Genomic DNA, 17,772 nt, shown 5'->3' on the forward strand with positions numbered 1-17,772 from the left:
GTGATGAATAGCCATAACTGAATTTGTGTCTATTCATGACTGTTAATCAACAACTCTCTTTGGAAGGTAAACTCCATGACTACGAACCCTAAACCAGCGTATCAACGTATTCTATTAAAACTGAGTGGTGAAGCTCTTCAAGGTGAAGACGGTTTTGGTATTGATCCTGCGGTCCTTGATCGCATGGCACAAGAAGTTAAAGAACTGGTTGAACTGGGTGTTCAGGTTGGTGTAGTTATCGGTGGCGGTAACTTGTTCCGTGGTGCAGGCCTTGCTGAAGCTGGTATGAACCGCGTAGTTGGTGACCACATGGGTATGCTTGCTACAGTAATGAATGGCCTAGCGATGCGCGATGCTCTTCACCGTGCATACGTGAATGCGCGCGTTATGTCTGCCATTCCTCTAAAAGGCGTATGTGACGACTATAATTGGGCTGATGCGATCCGTGAGCTTCGCCAAGGCCGTGTTGTCATCTTCTCTGCTGGTACGGGTAACCCGTTCTTTACAACGGATTCTGCTGCTTGCCTACGTGGTATTGAAATCGAAGCGGATGTTGTACTAAAAGCGACGAAAGTTGATGGTGTATTTACTGCTGACCCTGTAGCAAACCCAGACGCAGAGCTGTATGATAAGCTATCTTACGCAGAAGTTCTGGATAAAGAGCTGAAAGTGATGGACTTGGCGGCGTTTACGCTAGCTCGTGACCACAAAATGCCAATCCGCGTATTTAACATGAACAAGCCAGGCGCACTACGTCGCGTGGTTATGGGCGAAGCAGAAGGCACGCTAATCAACGAATAAGCTTGTCCCAAGGTGCCACCCAAAGCGTTAGGGTGGCGTTTGCTTTGCTCAACCGTTTTAGGCTTTCTTCAGGAAAGATGACATTTTTAAGGTGAAACTGTGATTAACGAAATCAAAAAAGACGCGCAAGAGCGCATGGATAAAAGCGTTGAAGCGCTTAAGAACAACCTTTCTAAAATTCGTACAGGTCGTGCACACCCAAGCCTACTATCTGGTATTTCTGTAGAATACTACGGTGCAGCAACACCTCTAAACCAAGTAGCAAACGTTATTGCTGAAGATGCGCGTACACTTGCAATCACGGTTTTCGATAAAGAGCTGACTCCGAAAGTAGAAAAAGCGATCATGACGTCTGATCTTGGTCTAAATCCTATGTCTGCTGGTACTATCATCCGTGTTCCACTTCCACCACTAACGGAAGAGCGTCGTAAAGACCTAGTTAAGATTGTTCGTGGTGAAGCTGAAGGTGGTCGTGTTGCGGTTCGTAACATCCGTCGTGACGCAAACAACGATCTAAAAGCGCTTCTAAAAGATAAAGAAATCTCTGAAGATGAAGATCGTAAAGCACAAGACGAAATTCAAAAGCTAACAGACGTTGCAGTTAAGAAGATCGATGAAGTTCTTGCTGCAAAAGAAAAAGAGTTGATGGAAGTTTAATACTCCCACACACATCACTGTTGGAAAACGCTGTGCTCACAGCTCAGCGTTTTTTTATGTTAGTCTATCCAACTGATGGAACTCAATTAACTCCCTATGCAAAATTCTCAAGCCTTCTCTGATTCCCTTCCTAAGCATATTGCCATCATTATGGACGGTAATGGCCGTTGGGCTAAGTCCAAAGGAAAACCTCGCGTATTTGGTCACAAAAAAGGCGTTAATGCCGTTCGTAAGACCGTGGCTGCTGCTTCAAAGCTTGGCATTAAAGCCATGACGCTATTTGCTTTTAGTAGTGAAAACTGGCGTCGTCCGGAGGAAGAAGTGGGTCTTTTGATGGAACTGTTTATCACGGTCCTGTCTAGTGAAGTAAAAAAACTACACAAAAATAATTTACGGTTGCGCGTGATCGGTGATACCAATCGATTTAGTGAGCGTCTACAAAAGAAGATTGTAGAAGCTGAAAATCTAACGGCAGGTAACACGGGGATGGTGATCAACATTGCAGCCAATTATGGCGGTAAGTGGGACATCACAGAAGCGGCCAAAACGTTAGCGTTAAAAGCACGTAACGGTGAGATTCGTGTAGAGGATATCAATGAGCAGCTAATCACTGAGCATTTGACCATGGCAGACTTACCTGAAGTGGATCTTTTGATTCGTACCAGTGGAGAGTGTCGCATCAGCAACTTTATGTTGTGGCAAATGGCTTATGCAGAAATGTACTTTACACCCGAGTATTGGCCGGAATTCGACGAAGACAGCTTAGTTGAAGCTGTAACTTGGTTTATCAATCGAGAGCGTCGTTTTGGCTGTACAGGGGAACAAATAAAGGCATTGATGGCAGCTCAATAAGGACTAGTTAGTTTGAAACAGAGAATAATAACAGCACTAATTTTAGCTCCCCTGGTTATTTTAGGCATTTTTAAATTACCCCTAATGGGCTTTATTGCCGCTTTAACTGCAATTACCCTATTAGGTTTTTGGGAGTGGACTCAATTTACAGGAAGCAACTCTCGCTTTGCTGCCCTCGTTCCGGCAGTCATTGTTACCGGACTTAGTTTTCTATATATTTCGCCTGACGCACATAGCCTCAACCATTTAGCAACGCCTCATTATGTTGTGCTGGGCCTTGGTTTTGTTTGGTGGATTATTGCTAGCTTAATGGCGATTACTTATCCCAAAACGACGAAATCTTGGCAAAATAATTTTGTTTTACGCCATGTGTTTGGTTTTCTGACATTAATTCCATTCCTTTGGAGTGTAGTTATTCTTAGAGCTCATGACATTACGGTAGATCCATACCACGGAGCAAAGCTCGTGTTATACGTTTGTTTCTTGGTATGGGCTGCAGATAGCGGCGCCTACTTTGCAGGCAAAAGCTTAGGCAAACGTAAGATGGCTCCTCATGTAAGCCCCAATAAAACCATTGAAGGGCTAATTGGTGGCATTATCACAGCATTAATCGTAGCGTGGGCATTTGCTGATTGGTTCGATATCCAGTTCACTAGCCCTGTCCATATGGTGCTGATTACGCTGGTTACTGTCGTTATTTCAGTGCTTGGTGATCTGGTTGAAAGTATGTTCAAACGTGTCTCAGGCATTAAAGACAGCAGTAACATTATCCCAGGGCACGGTGGTGTGCTAGATCGTATCGACAGCCTAACCGCAGCATTCCCAGTTTTTGCTCTTCTTTACTACGTATTCTAATTTATCAGGAGCGGCGTCGTCGCTCCTGAGCTTTCTAACGGTCTTACAACATGCAAAAGTTAACGATTCTTGGTGCTACTGGATCAATTGGTGCAAGCACGCTTAAAGTGGTCGAACAAAACCCAGATCTGTTTTCTGTCGTTGCCTTAGCGGCAAGCACTAACGTTGAAAAGATGATCGGTCTATGTCGTCAGTGGCAACCTAAATATGCGGTCATGGCAGATAAAGCTGCGGCGTCTCAACTTCAAGCTGAGCTACACTCGGTTTCGCCAGGTACCGAAGTGCTAGGTGGTACTGATGCGCTATGTCATATAGCTTCGCTGGACGAGGTCGACAGTGTAATGGCTGCTATTGTCGGAGCGGCTGGTCTACTGCCTACCATGGCTGCTGTGAAAGCAGGTAAGCGAGTCTTGTTGGCAAATAAAGAAGCACTGGTCATGTCAGGCCAGCTATTTATTGATGCTGTAGAAGAATTTGGCGCAGAGCTACTTCCCGTCGACAGTGAACACAACGCCATTTTCCAATGTTTACCACAGCAAGTACAAACCAATCTAGGTCGTTGTAATTTACAAGAACATGGCATTTCTCATATTTTGCTGACTGGTTCTGGTGGTCCTTTCCGTTACACTGATACCGCAGAACTGGAAAAGGTGACTCCTGAGCAGGCGATCGCCCATCCGAACTGGTCGATGGGACCAAAGATTTCCGTTGACTCAGCCACGATGATGAACAAAGGCTTAGAGTATATCGAAGCTAAATGGTTGTTTAATGCGGCTCGCGAGCAACTAAAGGTTATTATTCATCCGCAGTCTGTTATTCATTCAATGGTTCAATACCGCGATGGTTCGGTTTTGGCACAAATGGGTGAGCCGGATATGGCGACCCCTATTGCACTGACTATGTCATACCCATCAAGAGTTGAAGCTGGGGTTAAGCCACTAGACTTCACGCAAATTGGCGAATTGACGTTTTTGCAACCTGATTTTGCTCGTTACCCATGTTTAAAACTAGCAATTGACGCTTGTTATGAAGGTCAACATGCAACAACGGCACTGAATGCAGCGAATGAAGTTGCTGTTGATGCATTTTTAAATAACAGCCTAGGTTTTACGGATATCGCTCGCATCAATGAGTCTGTGTTGAACAAAATCAATGCAAGCTGCAAAGCTGAGAATGCGAATAGCTTGGAAAGCTTGTTAGAGCTAGATAGAATGGCACGAACTATTGCCCTAGAAACCATACGCGAGCGTAGCTGATGACTGGTATATTGTGGAATCTCATTTCTTTTATCGTCGCACTGGGCATTCTTGTCGCTGTGCACGAGTTTGGACACTTTTGGGTTGCTCGCCGTTGCGGCGTGAAAGTTGAAAAGTTTTCAATCGGTTTCGGCAAGTCTATCTGGAGTAAGGTAGGCAAAGACGGAACGGAGTACAGCATCTCAATGATCCCTCTCGGCGGCTATGTAAAAATGGTTGATAGCCGTGTCGATGAGGTGCCAGAACATGAGAAGCACTTAGCGTTTGATAAGAAGCCGCTATGGAAGCGAACCTCTATTGTTGCGGCAGGCCCTATCTTTAACTTCCTTTTCGCAATTTTCGCCTATTGGCTCGTATTTCTTATTGGTATCCCAGCAGTTAAGCCAGTAATTGGTGAAGTTACGCCCAATTCGATCGTCGCAGAAGCCGGAATTGAATCAGGAATGGAACTTAAATCGATATCTGGTATCAAAACTTCGGATTGGGAATCGGTAAATATGGGATTGATTTCTCATATTGGCGATGATTTGATGACAGTAACACTGACGTCAGCGAATGAAGTTGGTTCAGAAGTAACGAAAACGCTCGATCTGCGCGAATGGGAGTTCGACCCTGAAACTCAGTCTGCGATGCAGTCCTTAGGTTTTGCGCCGTATACACCGGAGGTGTATCGCGTTATCGAACAGGTTTCGCAAGGTGGAGCGGCGGAAAAAGCAGGTGTGCTTCCAGGTGATGAGATTGTCGCTATTGATGAACAACGCGTCACGGAGTGGAAGCAGGTTGTTGAAGCGGTTCGCTCTAATCCTGATACACCGATTGAATTAACGGTATTGCGTCAGGGCTATGAGCAAACATTAACGCTGACGCCTGGTAGCCGTGAGCTAGCTAACAAAGAAGTCGTTGGTTTTGCAGGTATTGCACCTAAAGTCGCAGAATGGCCAGAAAGTTATCGCTTCGACCTTCAGTTTGGTGTATTCGAGTCAGTAGGTAAGGCGGTAGACAAAACCGGCCAAGTCATTGGCTTGACAATCAGCATGCTTAAGAAATTGATTGTTGGTGACGTTGGTCTGAATAATCTGAGTGGTCCAATATCAATAGCCAAAGGCGCAGGTGCGACGGCTGATTATGGCTTGGTCTACTTTTTAGGTTTTCTCGCTCTAATTAGTGTTAACCTAGGTATTATTAATCTCGTTCCTTTACCAATGTTGGATGGCGGTCATTTGTTATTTTTTGCAATTGAAGCAGTCATTCGACGTCCCGTTCCTGAGAGAGTGCAGGAAATGGGCTTTAGAATTGGTGGTGCGATCATCTTCTCGCTCATGGCGTTAGCGCTATTTAATGATTTTACTCGTCTGTGATAGTTCAGAGACAAAAGCAGTAGCAAGGAATAATTAGAACAAGTATGGCGATTAAGCGAATTCTATTTGCAAGTTTACTGGCGACCAGTGTATCTGCAAATGGAGCAGAGAACTTCGTAGTTCAAGATATTGAAATCGATGGATTGCAGCGTGTAGCACTGGGTGCTGCGTTGTTGAAAATGCCTGTACGTGTCGGTGATACCATTGGCCAAGGCGATGTTGCAGAGATTATCCGTGCACTGTATGCATCTGGTAACTTTGAAGATGTGAAAGTGTTACGTGACGGCGGCGTTCTGATGGTTCAAGTCAAAGAGCGTCCTACCATTGCCAGCATCTCATTTTCTGGTAACAAAGCAATCAAGGACGAGCAGCTACAAGAAAACCTGAACGCATCTGGTGTTCGTGAAGGCGAAGCGCTTGACCGCACCACGCTAAGCAACATTGAAAAAGGCTTAGAAGACTTTTACTACAGCGTAGGTAAATACAACGCCACAGTAAAAGCGGTGGTGACTCCACTGCCACGTAACCGTTCTGACCTAAAGTTTGTCTTTACTGAAGGCGTGTCGGCAAAAATTCAGCAAATTAATTTTATCGGCAATGAAGTTTTCAGCGATGAGGACCTTCTTTCTCGTTTTAACTTGAATGTTGATGTGCCGTGGTGGAATTTCCTGTCTGACGAAAAGTACCAAAAACAAGTGCTTGCAGGTGATATTGAAGCGCTCAAATCATTCTATCTGGACCGCGGTTACTTAAAATTTAACGTTGATTCGACACAAGTTGCAATCTCTCCTGACAAGAAAGGGGTATACATTACTCTTGGCTTAGAAGAGGGAGAGGTTTATACCGTCAAGGACGTAAAGTTCCGTGGTGATTTGATTGGTGAGGAAGCGACGTTCGAACGACTTGTACCATTTGAAGACAATGAGACGTATAACGGCTCGTTGGTCACTTCAATGGAAGAGGGTATTAAACGTGTGCTTGGTGAGTCCGGCTACGCTTATCCTCAAGTGAATACCATTCCTGAGTTTGACGATGAGAATCAAGAAGTATCTTTGGTCGTTAACGTCGATCCAGGTAACCGAATTTACGTTCGTGATATCCGCTTCACGGGTAACAACTCAACCAAAGATGAAGTCCTTCGTCGTGAAATGCGTCAGATGGAAGGCAGTTGGTTAAACTCGAAATCGATTGAAACGGGTAAAACTCGTCTAAACCGTTTGGGCTACTTTGAAAATGTTGAAGTACAGACGGTTCGAGTTCCTGGTAGTGATGATCAAGTTGACCTAGTTTACTCTGTCAAAGAAGCGAACTCTGGTAGCGTTAACTTCGGTGTTGGCTACGGTACAGAATCGGGTGTGAGCTTCCAGGTTGGCCTGCAACAAGATAACTTTATTGGTAGCGGTAACCGTGTTGGTATCAACGCGATGATGAATGACTACCAGAAAAACATCAGTCTAGATTACCGAGACCCGTACTGGAACTTAGACGGTGTTAGCTTAGGTGGTAAGGTCTTCTACAACGAATTTGAAGCGAAAGAAGCTAATATCGTTGACTATACCAACGAAAGCTATGGTGCGAGCTTAACGTGGGGCTTCCCATTCGATGAGCTGAACCGTTTTGAATTCGGTGTCGGTTATACGCACAACAAGATCGGTAACTTGTCGCCTTACTTGCAGGTAGAGCAGTTCTTACGAGCACAAGCAGACAACATTGATTCTAGTGGAGCGTTGAACACGAACGACTTCGATTTCAATATCTCTTGGACACGTAATAACTTAAACCGTGGCTACTTCCCTACGGCAGGTAACCATCAGCGTGCATTCTATAAAATGACCGTACCTGGCTCTGACGTTCAATACTTCAAAATGCAGTACGATGTTCGTCAGTATGTGCCATTGACTAAAAAGCACGAGTTTACCCTCTTGTTCCGTGGCCGCTTAGGTTACGGTAATGGTTACGGTCAAACAGATGGTAACGATAACTTGTTCCCATTCTACGAAAACTACTACGCAGGTGGCTTTACATCGCTTCGTGGCTTTGGCTCAAACTCTGTTGGTCCTAAAGCGGTTTACCGTGATACATCTGGTTCAAACAATGGCGCAGATACAGCAACAGATGACTCTGTTGGTGGTAACGCCGTAGCGCTAGCAAGTGTTGAGTTGATTGTCCCAACACCATTTGCATCAGAAGAAGTACAAAACCAAATTCGTACCAGTATCTTCTTTGATATGGCAAGTGTTTGGGATACGGAGTTTGACTACCGCGATTCAGGTGCGGAATATGGTGACCGTTACTACTACGATTACTCAGATCCAACCAACTACCGCTCTTCTTACGGTGCGGCGTTGCAGTGGATGTCTCCAATGGGGCCACTAGTATTCTCACTAGCGAAACCAATTAAGAAATTTGATGGCGATGATGAAGAGTTCTTCACATTCACTATCGGTAGAACTTTCTAAAGAGGAAAATATTTTGAATAAAATGATCAAAGCGGCTGGGATTGGCCTTCTTGTACTGAGCTCTTCAATGTTTGCAAATGCGGCAGAAGCTGCACAGAAAATTGCTTATGTAAATACAGCTCAAGTTTTCCAAGCTCTTCCTCAACGTGAAGTTGTACTACAAAAAATGCAGAAAGACTTCAAAAGCAAAGCTGATGAACTGAAGTCAATCCAAGCACAAGCTAAAACAAAGATTGAGAAGCTACAACGTGACGGCGAGCTTTTGGGTCAAGACGAAGTTGAAAAGCTACGTATCGATATCGCGAAGCTAGACAGCGAGTACAAAGTGAAAGCACAAGCACTTGAAAAAGCAAGTGCGCGTCGTGAAGCTGAAGAAAAAGCGAAGCTTTTCAAAACGATTCAAGATGCAGTTAAGAAAGTCGCAGACAAAAATGGTTACGATCTTGTGATTGATATCTCTGCTTTGCAGTACGGCAAGCCAGAATACAATATCTCTGAAGACGTAATTAAAGCTCTAAAATAAGAAGTTATGAAGACATTAACATTAGCCGAATTGGCGACAATTACCGGGGGTGAGCTGTTTGGTGACGAGTCTCTCGTTGTAAGCCGTGTTGCCCCAATGGATAAAGCACAAGAAGGTGATGTAACCTTCTTGTCTAACCCAAAATACGCAAAACACCTTTCTGAGTGCCAAGCTACCGTTGTTATGGTAAAGGCTGAGCATAAAGAGCAATGCGTTGGAAACGCGCTAGTGGTTTCGGACCCTTATGTCGCATTTGCTCGTGTGGTCCAAGCGATGGATACCACACCAAAACCGGCAGACGATATTGCACCAAGTGCTGTGATTGCCGCTGACGTTAAGATGGGTGAGAACGTTACAATCGGCGCTAACGCCGTGATTGAAACGGGCGTGGAACTCGGCGATAACGTAAGCGTGGGCGCTGGTTGTTTTATCGGTAAGAACGCCAAGCTAGGGAATAACACCAAGCTTTGGGCTAATGTCACTATCTATCATGAAGTGTCATTGGGTGATGACTGTCTTGTTCAATCGGGCACCGTCATTGGCTCTGATGGCTTCGGTTATGCGAATGACAAAGGCGAGTGGATTAAAATTCCTCAGCTTGGTTCAGTGCGTATCGGTAACCGCGTTGAGATTGGTGCTTGTACTACGATTGACCGCGGTGCACTCGAAGATACTATCATTGAAGACAATGTCATTCTGGATAACCAACTTCAAATCGCGCACAACGTGCAGATCGGATATGGTACCGTGATGCCTGGTGGTACTATTGTCGCGGGCAGTACAAAAATTGGTAAGTACTGCCAGATTGGCGGCGCGTCTGTTCTGAATGGCCATATCACTATCGCAGATGGTGTGGCGATTACAGGTATGGGCATGGTAATGCGCAGTATCGAAGAAAAAGGCCTTTACTCATCAGGTATTCCACTACAAACGAACAGAGAGTGGCGTAAAACTGCAACTCGAGTTCACCGTATTGATGAGATGAATAAGCGCCTGAAAGCGGTTGAAAAGCAGCTGGAACAGAAAGAAGAAATTTAGAACAAGTTATCTTTCGCTCTGTATTTAACGTGAAAGCTAACAGGCTCTAGTTCCATATTCTGTACGAAGACTCGCGAAATGCGGGTCTTTTTCTTCTATAATGACGCGCTCTAAGTAGATTTAACTCCAAGATGGTGCGTATTTTGCTAGTATATTGCAAAGCGATTCGGCTTTACGACCTGTTGCCACGTTTGCCATCTTGGCGGCAAAAAATTGATATAGGAAGACGACTTTGACTACTGAAAAGAAAACGATGAACATCTCTGAAATTCAAGAGCTACTACCTCATCGCTACCCATTCTTATTGATCGACCGAGTGATAGACTTCCAAGAAGAGAAGTACCTTCACGCGATTAAAAACGTGTCGGTTAACGAACCTCAGTTCACAGGTCACTTTCCTCAACTACCAGTATTCCCAGGTGTTTTGATTTTAGAAGCAATGGCTCAGGCAACAGGCTTACTTGCATTTAAATCATTTGGTGCACCAACAGAAAATGAACTGTACTACTTTGCAAGCGTAGACGGCGCGAAATTCCGTAAACCAGTGGTTCCGGGCGACCAATTGGTTATTGAGGTAGAATTTCTGAAAGAACGTCGCGGCATTGCTGCATTTAGCGGTGTAGCAAAAGTTGACGGCGAAGTGGTATGTTCTGCAGAACTGAAGTGTGCTCGTCGAGAGTTTTAATATGATTCATGAAACCGCTAAAATCCACCCGGCAGCGGTGGTAGAAGAGGGCGCCAAAATTGGTGCTAACGTAACTGTCGGTCCTTTTACGTACATCACCTCTACGGTTGAAATTGGTGAAGGCACAGAAGTGATGTCTCACGTTGTGATCAAAGGCCATACGACTATTGGCAAAGATAACCGTATTTTCCCTCATGCTGTCATTGGCGAAGAAAACCAAGACAAAAAATATAGTGGTGAAGACACAACTGTGGTTATCGGTGATCGTAACGTCATTCGTGAAGCGGTCCAAGTTCACCGCGGCACAGTGCAAGACAAAGCAACCACGATCATTGGTGATGACAACTTATTATGTGTGAATGCACACATTGCGCACGATGTTGTTATTGGTAACCATACTCATATCGGTAATAACTCGATTCTTGGTGGTCACGTTACTGTTGAAGATTATGCCGGTGTGATGGCACTGTCTGCGATTCATCCGTTTTGTACAGTGGGCGCCTACGCGTACATTGGCGGCTGCTCAGCAGTGGTGCAAGATGTCCCAGCTTACGTACTCGCGCAAGGTAACCACGCGACTCCTTTCGGCTTGAACCTTGTTGGCTTGAAGCGTAACGGCTTTGAGAAACCAGAGATTCGTGCGCTGCAAAAAGCGTATAAAGAAATCTATCGTTCAGGTAAGACGCTAGAAGAAGTGAAGCCTATTCTGGCTGAAATGGCTCAAGAGTGGCCGGCTGTGAAGCGTTTCTCAGATATTCTGGAAACGACGGAACGTGGCATTATTCGTTAATTGGCGAATGAACCAATAAATAAAAAGATCGTGACCGAATTTGAGGTTACGATCTTTTTGTGTTTTATGGATAAGGCAAACCGTTATCCATAGCGCACAGGAAAAATAGCGAAGTAGATATGGAAAGACCATTACGTATTGGCATCATTGCCGGAGAATTGTCTGGCGATACGCTAGGTGAAGGCTTTATCAAAGCAGTAAAGCAGCAATATCCAGACGCTGAGTTCGTAGGCATTGGCGGTCCGAAAATGATAGCCCAAGGTTGCGAGTCTCTGTTTGATATGGAAGAGCTTGCGGTGATGGGATTAGTCGAGGTTTTAGGCCGCTTACCGAGACTTCTTAAAGTGAAAGCTGAGCTCGTTCAGTATTTTACTCAGAATCCGCCTGATGTTTTCATCGGGATCGATGCTCCTGACTTCAACTTACGCCTGGAGCTTGACCTCAAGCAAGCGGGCATTAAAACCGTTCATTACGTGAGTCCGTCTGTTTGGGCTTGGCGTCAGAAGCGCATCTTTAAAATAGAAGCGGCAACGAACTTGGTGTTAGCATTTCTTCCTTTTGAAAAAGCGTTCTACGACAAATTTAATGTACCTTGCGAGTTCATTGGTCATACCTTGGCTGATTCCATCCCACTTGAATCAGAGCAAGCGCCTGCACGTGAGTTGCTTGGTTTAGAACAAGATAAAAAGTGGCTTGCTGTCCTGCCAGGCAGTCGTGGTAGCGAGTTAAAAATGCTCTCTGAGCCATTTATTGAAACCTGCAAGTTACTTCATAAAAAATTTCCAGAACTGGGGTTTGTTGTCGCACTTGTTAATCAAAAACGCCGTGAGCAGTTTGAACAAGCATGGAAAGAGCTCGCACCAGAGTTGGACTTCAAGTTAGTTGATGACACCGCACGTAACGTCATCACCGCATCCGATGCAGTGATGCTGGCCTCTGGTACCGTAGCGTTGGAGTGTATGCTTCTCAAGCGTCCAATGGTGGTGGGTTATCGTGTGAATGCATTTACCGCTTTCTTAGCTAAACGTCTATTGAAAACGAAGTATGTGTCATTGCCGAATATCTTGGCGGATGATGAGCTCGTCAAAGAATATCTACAAGATGAGTGCACACCAGACAATTTGTTTACTGAGGTTTCTCGCTTATTGGAAAGCGACAATAAACCGATGTTAGATAAGTTTACGGAAATGCATCATTGGATCCGTAAAGATGCGGATCAACAAGCCGCAAACGCGGTTCTAAAACTGATTGAAAAATAGAGATTTATCATGGCTGTTAAACCAAAAGCGACCAAAACCAAAGTTGAACTCCCTCCGTTTGAATATCCACAAGGTTATCAGTTTGTGGCCGGAGTCGACGAGGTAGGACGTGGCCCTTTGGTGGGAGACGTCGTCACCGCTGCGGTTATCCTTGATCCTAACAATCCTATTGAAGGGTTGAACGATTCGAAAAAATTGACCGAAAAGAAACGCATGGCGCTGCTTCCTGAAATCAAAGAAAAAGCATTGGCGTGGGCGGTCGGGCGTTGTTCTCCTGAAGAAATCGATCAACTGAATATTTTGCAGGCGACTATGGTTGCGATGCAGCGTGCAGTGGCGGGGTTACAGGTTCAACCTGATTTGGTGTTGATTGATGGTAACCGTTGTCCGGAGCTGCCAATGGATGCTCAAGCTGTAGTAAAAGGCGATCTACGTGTTGCCGAAATCAGTGCGGCTTCAATTATTGCCAAAGTCGTGCGTGACCAAGAGATGGAAGAGTTGGATAAACTTCATCCACAATTTGGCTTCGCGAAGCACAAAGGTTACCCAACTAAAGCGCACTTTGAAGCGATTGAGCAACACGGAGTGATCAGTGAACACCGCAAGAGTTTCAAGCCAGTAAAAAAAGCGTTAGGCATAGAATAATCAAACGATCTAATTGGTGTTATAAACCCAACCTCTTTAGGTTAGAATCCCCAACAAAATAGAGTTACACGGTACCTGTTAATGTCAGATCCCAAATTCATCCACCTGCGTGTTCATAGTGACTTCTCGATGGTGGATGGCCTCAACAAAGTTCCGCCAATCGTAAAGAAAGTTGCTGAGCTCGGTATGCCCGCAATGGCGTTGACCGACTTTACCAACCTATGTGGTTTGGTGAAGTTTTACGGTACGGCACATAGCAGTGGTGTTAAACCGATCATCGGTGCTGACTTTAAAATGCAGTCGGACGAGTTTGGTGAAGAGCTGACTCAAGTGACTTTGCTTGCGGCGGATAATGTGGGTTATAAGAACCTGACGTTATTGATATCAAAAGCGTACTTACGTGGACATGTTCAACACCACCCTGTGATTGATAAAGCCTGGTTGGCTGAAATGTCTGAAGGCCTGATTGTATTATCCGGCGGTAAAAGCGGGGAAATTGGTCGCGGCCTTTTGAAAGGCAACCGTCAAATAGTGCAAGGGTGTGTTGATTTTTATAAACAGCATTTTCCAGATCGCTTTTATCTTGAGTTACTTCGTACCGGTCGTCCAGATGAAGAAACTTATCTTCACTTTGCAGTTGAATTGGCAGAGCAGCAAGACTTGCCAGTAGTGGCGACCAATGAAGTTGTATTCCTGAGTCCAGACCTATTTGATGCTCATGAAATACGCGTAGCGATTCACGATGGTTACACATTAGAAGATCCGCGCAGGCCAAAAAACTACAGTCCGCAGCAATATCTTCGTACAGAAGAAGAAATGTGCGAGCTGTTTGCTGATATTCCTGAAGCGTTAGAAAACAGTGTCGAGATAGCGAAGCGTTGTAACGTGACTGTGCGCTTAGGGGAGTACTTCCTACCAGCCTTCCCAACCGAAGGGATGAAAGAGACTGAGTTCTTAGTCATGAAATCCCGAGAGGGCTTGGAAGAGCGTTTAGAGTTCCTATTTCCAGATGAGGAAGAGAGGAAACGTCGTCGCCCTGAATATGATGAACGTCTTCAGATAGAGCTAGATGTTATCAACCAAATGGGATTCCCTGGTTACTTCTTGATCGTAATGGAGTTCATCCAGTGGTCAAAAGATAATGGAATTCCTGTAGGTCCTGGACGTGGTTCCGGTGCCGGCTCTTTGGTGGCTTACGCATTAAAAATCACCGATCTGGATCCATTAGAATACGACTTGCTGTTCGAACGTTTCTTGAACCCAGAACGTGTCTCGATGCCCGATTTCGACGTCGATTTCTGTATGGATAAACGTGACCAGGTTATTGACCACGTTGCGGAAATGTACGGTCGTGACGCGGTGTCTCAGATCATCACGTTTGGTACCATGGCGGCAAAAGCGGTAATCCGTGACGTTGGCCGCGTATTGGGCCACCCATTTGGTTTTGTTGATCGTATTTCAAAGCTGATCCCGCCCGATCCAGGCATGACGCTAGATAAAGCGTTTAAAGCTGAACCTGCACTACCTGAATTGTATGAGGCCGATGAGGAAGTTAAAGAACTCATCGACATGTGTCATATTTTGGAAGGCTGTACGCGAAACGCCGGTAAACACGCTGGTGGTGTTGTAATTTCACCTACAACAATTACCGATTTTGCGCCAATTTATGCAGACGCTGAAGGTCACTTTCCGGTTACTCAATTTGATAAAAACGATGTTGAGACCGCTGGCCTAGTTAAGTTTGACTTCTTGGGTTTACGTACCTTAACCATTATTGACTGGGCGTTAGGACTGATTAACCCACGCCTAGAGCGAGAAGGGAAAGAACCGGTTCAAATTGAATCCATACCGTTAGAAGACCCTGCCTCTTTCCGTTTGTTGCAAAACTCTGAAACGACAGCAGTATTCCAGCTTGAATCTCGAGGCATGAAAGAGCTGATCAAACGACTTCAGCCAGACTGTTTCGAAGACATTATCGCATTGGTAGCACTCTTCCGTCCGGGTCCTTTGCAATCGGGCATGGTAGATAACTTTATCGACCGTAAACATGGTCGAGAAGCGATCTCTTATCCAGATGAAAAGTGGCAACACGAGTCGCTAAAAGAGACGCTTGATCCAACCTACGGCATCATCCTGTACCAAGAGCAGGTAATGCAGATTGCGCAGATCTTAGCAGGTTACACGCTAGGTGGTGCGGACATGCTTCGTCGTGCAATGGGTAAGAAAAAGCCAGAAGAGATGGCAAAACAACGTGCTATCTTTGAAGAAGGTGCGATAAAGAACGGTATCGATGGCGAGTTGGCGATGAAAATCTTCGACTTGGTAGAGAAGTTCGCCGGTTATGGTTTTAACAAATCGCACTCTGCTGCTTATGCATTGGTTTCTTATCAGACTCTTTGGCTGAAAACACATTACCCTGCCGAATTTATGGCTGCGGTAATGACAGCCGATATGGATAACACGGAAAAAGTCGTTGGCTTGGTCGATGAGTGTTTCCGTATGAAGCTCACCGTGCTGCCACCAGACATCAACTCTGGCTTATATCGCTTTAATGTTGATGAAAATGGCGCAATTGTTTACGGTATTGGTGCGATAAAAGGGGTAGGTGAGGGTCCTATCGATGCGATTCTTGAGGCGAGAAATAAAGGTGGTCACTTTAAAGACCTATTTGATTTCTGTGCTCGAGTTGATCTAAAACGCGTCAATAAACGAGTGATAGAGAAGCTGATTTACGCGGGCGCGTTGGATCGACTAGGCCCACACCGCGCGGCGATGATGGCGTCACTCAATGATGCGGTAAAAGCAGCAAGTCAACATCACCAAGCTGAAGCGTTTGGTCAAACGGATATGTTTGGTGTGCTAACGGATGCACCTGAAGAAGTAGAGCATAAGTATACGCAGGTTCCGCCTTGGCCAGAAAAAGTGTGGTTAGAGGGCGAGCGTGATACCCTAGGTCTATATTTGACAGGGCACCCAATTAACGCCTACGTAAAGGAACTAAACAAATACACCAGTTGTCGACTAAAAGACGCAACGCCCACTCGCCGCGACCAATCTGTCACGGTGGCAGGTCTGGTTATTGCCGCTCGTGTAATGACGACTAAGCGTGGTACACGAATTGGCATTATGACACTGGATGACCGAAGTGGTCGCATGGAAGTGATGTTGTTCTCAGATGCACTGGATCGATACGCTGAACTTCTCGAAAAAGACAGAATTTTGGTCGTTTCTGGACAGGTCAGCTTTGATGACTTCAACGGTGGCCTTAAAATGTCGGCGCGTGAAGTTATGGATCTCGGCAGTGCGCGCGAGAAATACGCTCGTGGTTTGTCGGTATCGATAGATGCAAATCAGATCAACGATCAGTTTTTTGAGCAGTTCAGCCGTATTTTAGAACCGCACAAAGCCGGAACCGTACCCGTCAATGTATACTACCAGCGTGCCGACGCCAGAGCGCGGTTAACATTGGGCACCGAGTGGCGAGTTACGCCAAGTGATACATTACTCGACGATTTAAAACAGTTGCTTGGCAAAAGCCAGGTAGAACTCGAATTTAACTAAAAATTCAGCGCAATATGTTAGACGCTGAGTAAACAAGGATTCATAGATGAGCCTAAACTTTCTTGAATTTGAAAAGCCAATTGCAGAACTAGAAGCGAAAATTGAAGCATTACGTGATGTCTCTCGTCACGGTGGTGATTCTGCGATTGACCTGGATAAAGAAATCGAACAGCTTGAGAAGAAAAGCTTAGAGCTGAAGAAAAAAACCTTCAGTGACCTAGGTGCATGGGAAACAGCTCAACTGGCTCGTCACCCACTACGTCCTTACACGCTGGATTACATCCAACACGCTTTTGAGGAGTTTGATGAATTAGCGGGTGACCGCGCGTTTGCAGACGACAAAGCGATTGTGGGTGGCATGGCTCGCCTTGAAGGCCGCCCTGTGATGATCATTGGTCACCAAAAAGGTCGTGAGACCAAAGAAAAGGTGAAACGTAACTTTGGTATGCCGAAACCAGAAGGCTACCGTAAGGCTCTACGCTTGATGGAAATGGCTGAGCGTTTCAACATGCCGATCATCACATTTATCGATACGGCTGGCGCGTACCCAGGTGTGGGCGCAGAAGAACGTGGTCAATCTGAAGCTATCGCGAAAAACCTAAAAGTGATGTCTGGTCTTAAAGTGCCAGTAATCTGTAACGTTGTTGGTGAAGGTGGTTCAGGCGGCGCACTAGCAATTGGTGTGGGCGACTACGTGAACATGCTTCAGTACTCTACGTACTCAGTAATCTCTCCTGAAGGTTGTGCTTCAATCTTATGGCGTGATTCTGACAAAGCACCGCAAGCGGCAGAAGCGATGGGTCTAACTGCTCCTCGTCTTAAAGAGCTTGAACTGATCGATGAAATCATTGAAGAGCCACTAGGCGGCGCTCATCGCGATCATGTTCAAATGGCAGCGAATATGAAAGCGACACTACTTCGTCAACTAGAAGATCTAGAGCAATTGGATGAAGAGACGCTACGTGAACGTCGTTACCAGCGCCTAATGAGCTACGGTTACTGTTAATTTCGGTGATTGCTATTAAGCGTTAGC

The 17,772-nt window shown here is 45.4% G+C and carries 15 protein-coding genes; all 15 read left to right on the top strand.

Going from position 1 to position 17,772, the window contains the following annotated elements; genetic code table 11:
* Window positions 1-75 precede the first annotated feature (75 nt).
* The 15 genes from pyrH to accA all read left to right on the top strand — a co-directional run bounded on the left by pyrH (window position 76) and on the right by accA (window position 17,745).
* Complete coding sequence (pyrH, locus tag FKN08_RS01090; RefSeq protein WP_005380329.1) at window positions 76-801, top strand: UMP kinase; 726 nt, start codon at window positions 76-78, stop codon at window positions 799-801.
* 99 nt (window positions 802-900) lie between these two features.
* Window positions 901-1,458 (top strand): ribosome recycling factor, encoded by a 558-nt coding sequence (gene frr / locus FKN08_RS01095; RefSeq protein ID WP_005380330.1) that lies wholly within the window; start codon window positions 901-903, stop codon window positions 1,456-1,458.
* A gap of 96 nt (window positions 1,459-1,554) precedes the next feature.
* Entirely contained in the window at window positions 1,555-2,310 is a 756-nt protein-coding gene (locus FKN08_RS01100) for an isoprenyl transferase (protein ID WP_170891083.1), read from the top strand.
* 12 nt (window positions 2,311-2,322) lie between these two features.
* Window positions 2,323-3,165 carry a phosphatidate cytidylyltransferase gene (locus FKN08_RS01105; RefSeq protein ID WP_046875500.1) on the top strand — a complete coding sequence of 281 codons (843 nt, stop codon included), beginning with the start codon at window positions 2,323-2,325 and terminating at the stop codon, window positions 3,163-3,165.
* A gap of 50 nt (window positions 3,166-3,215) precedes the next feature.
* Window positions 3,216-4,421: a 1-deoxy-D-xylulose-5-phosphate reductoisomerase gene (gene ispC, locus FKN08_RS01110; protein ID WP_170891085.1), complete on the top strand. Its 1,206-nt coding sequence runs from the start codon at window positions 3,216-3,218 to the stop codon at window positions 4,419-4,421.
* Complete coding sequence (gene rseP / locus FKN08_RS01115; RefSeq protein ID WP_170891087.1) at window positions 4,421-5,779, top strand: sigma E protease regulator RseP; 1,359 nt, start codon at window positions 4,421-4,423, stop codon at window positions 5,777-5,779. Before ispC ends, rseP begins: the two co-directional genes overlap by 1 nt.
* A gap of 44 nt (window positions 5,780-5,823) precedes the next feature.
* Window positions 5,824-8,238: an outer membrane protein assembly factor BamA gene (gene bamA, locus FKN08_RS01120; protein ID WP_006741664.1), complete on the top strand. Its 2,415-nt coding sequence runs from the start codon at window positions 5,824-5,826 to the stop codon at window positions 8,236-8,238.
* A 13-nt stretch (window positions 8,239-8,251) separates the two neighbouring features.
* Window positions 8,252-8,761, top strand: coding sequence for an OmpH family outer membrane protein (locus tag FKN08_RS01125; protein WP_005391804.1), 510 nt, complete (start codon window positions 8,252-8,254; stop codon window positions 8,759-8,761).
* A 6-nt stretch (window positions 8,762-8,767) separates the two neighbouring features.
* Entirely contained in the window at window positions 8,768-9,799 is a 1,032-nt protein-coding gene (lpxD, locus tag FKN08_RS01130; protein WP_065645509.1) for a UDP-3-O-(3-hydroxymyristoyl)glucosamine N-acyltransferase, read from the top strand.
* Between the two features lie 232 nt (window positions 9,800-10,031).
* Window positions 10,032-10,484, top strand: a complete 453-nt coding sequence (fabZ, locus tag FKN08_RS01135; RefSeq protein ID WP_005380349.1) for a 3-hydroxyacyl-ACP dehydratase FabZ — start codon at window positions 10,032-10,034, stop codon at window positions 10,482-10,484.
* A gap of 1 nt (window position 10,485) precedes the next feature.
* Window positions 10,486-11,274, top strand: a complete 789-nt coding sequence (lpxA, locus tag FKN08_RS01140) for an acyl-ACP--UDP-N-acetylglucosamine O-acyltransferase (RefSeq protein ID WP_145473568.1) — start codon at window positions 10,486-10,488, stop codon at window positions 11,272-11,274.
* Between the two features lie 119 nt (window positions 11,275-11,393).
* Window positions 11,394-12,533, top strand: a complete 1,140-nt coding sequence (gene lpxB / locus FKN08_RS01145) for a lipid-A-disaccharide synthase (RefSeq protein WP_006741666.1) — start codon at window positions 11,394-11,396, stop codon at window positions 12,531-12,533.
* A 9-nt stretch (window positions 12,534-12,542) separates the two neighbouring features.
* A complete protein-coding gene (gene rnhB / locus FKN08_RS01150) occupies window positions 12,543-13,178 on the top strand; it encodes a ribonuclease HII (protein WP_167426315.1) in 636 nt (211 codons plus the stop codon).
* 81 nt (window positions 13,179-13,259) lie between these two features.
* Complete coding sequence (dnaE, locus tag FKN08_RS01155) at window positions 13,260-16,739, top strand: DNA polymerase III subunit alpha (RefSeq protein WP_170891089.1); 3,480 nt, start codon at window positions 13,260-13,262, stop codon at window positions 16,737-16,739.
* A 46-nt stretch (window positions 16,740-16,785) separates the two neighbouring features.
* Window positions 16,786-17,745, top strand: a complete 960-nt coding sequence (accA, locus tag FKN08_RS01160) for an acetyl-CoA carboxylase carboxyl transferase subunit alpha (protein ID WP_005380365.1) — start codon at window positions 16,786-16,788, stop codon at window positions 17,743-17,745.
* Window positions 17,746-17,772 lie beyond the last annotated feature (27 nt).

The sequence above is a fragment of the Vibrio sp. 1-2 (7-a) genome, assembly GCF_013048515.1.
In the GTDB taxonomy this organism is placed as follows: Bacteria; Pseudomonadota; Gammaproteobacteria; order Enterobacterales; family Vibrionaceae; genus Vibrio; species Vibrio diabolicus.

Coding starts and splice junctions, on each gene's coding strand:
- pyrH (WP_005380329.1), top strand. CDS start 76: ATGACTACGAACCCTAAACCAGCGTATCAACGTATTCTATTAAAACTG.
- FKN08_RS01100 (WP_170891083.1), top strand. CDS start 1,555: ATGCAAAATTCTCAAGCCTTCTCTGATTCCCTTCCTAAGCATATTGCC.
- ispC (WP_170891085.1), top strand. CDS start 3,216: ATGCAAAAGTTAACGATTCTTGGTGCTACTGGATCAATTGGTGCAAGC.
- rseP (WP_170891087.1), top strand. CDS start 4,421: ATGACTGGTATATTGTGGAATCTCATTTCTTTTATCGTCGCACTGGGC.
- bamA (WP_006741664.1), top strand. CDS start 5,824: ATGGCGATTAAGCGAATTCTATTTGCAAGTTTACTGGCGACCAGTGTA.
- lpxD (WP_065645509.1), top strand. CDS start 8,768: ATGAAGACATTAACATTAGCCGAATTGGCGACAATTACCGGGGGTGAG.
- lpxA (WP_145473568.1), top strand. CDS start 10,486: ATGATTCATGAAACCGCTAAAATCCACCCGGCAGCGGTGGTAGAAGAG.
- lpxB (WP_006741666.1), top strand. CDS start 11,394: ATGGAAAGACCATTACGTATTGGCATCATTGCCGGAGAATTGTCTGGC.
- rnhB (WP_167426315.1), top strand. CDS start 12,543: ATGGCTGTTAAACCAAAAGCGACCAAAACCAAAGTTGAACTCCCTCCG.
- dnaE (WP_170891089.1), top strand. CDS start 13,260: ATGTCAGATCCCAAATTCATCCACCTGCGTGTTCATAGTGACTTCTCG.
- accA (WP_005380365.1), top strand. CDS start 16,786: ATGAGCCTAAACTTTCTTGAATTTGAAAAGCCAATTGCAGAACTAGAA.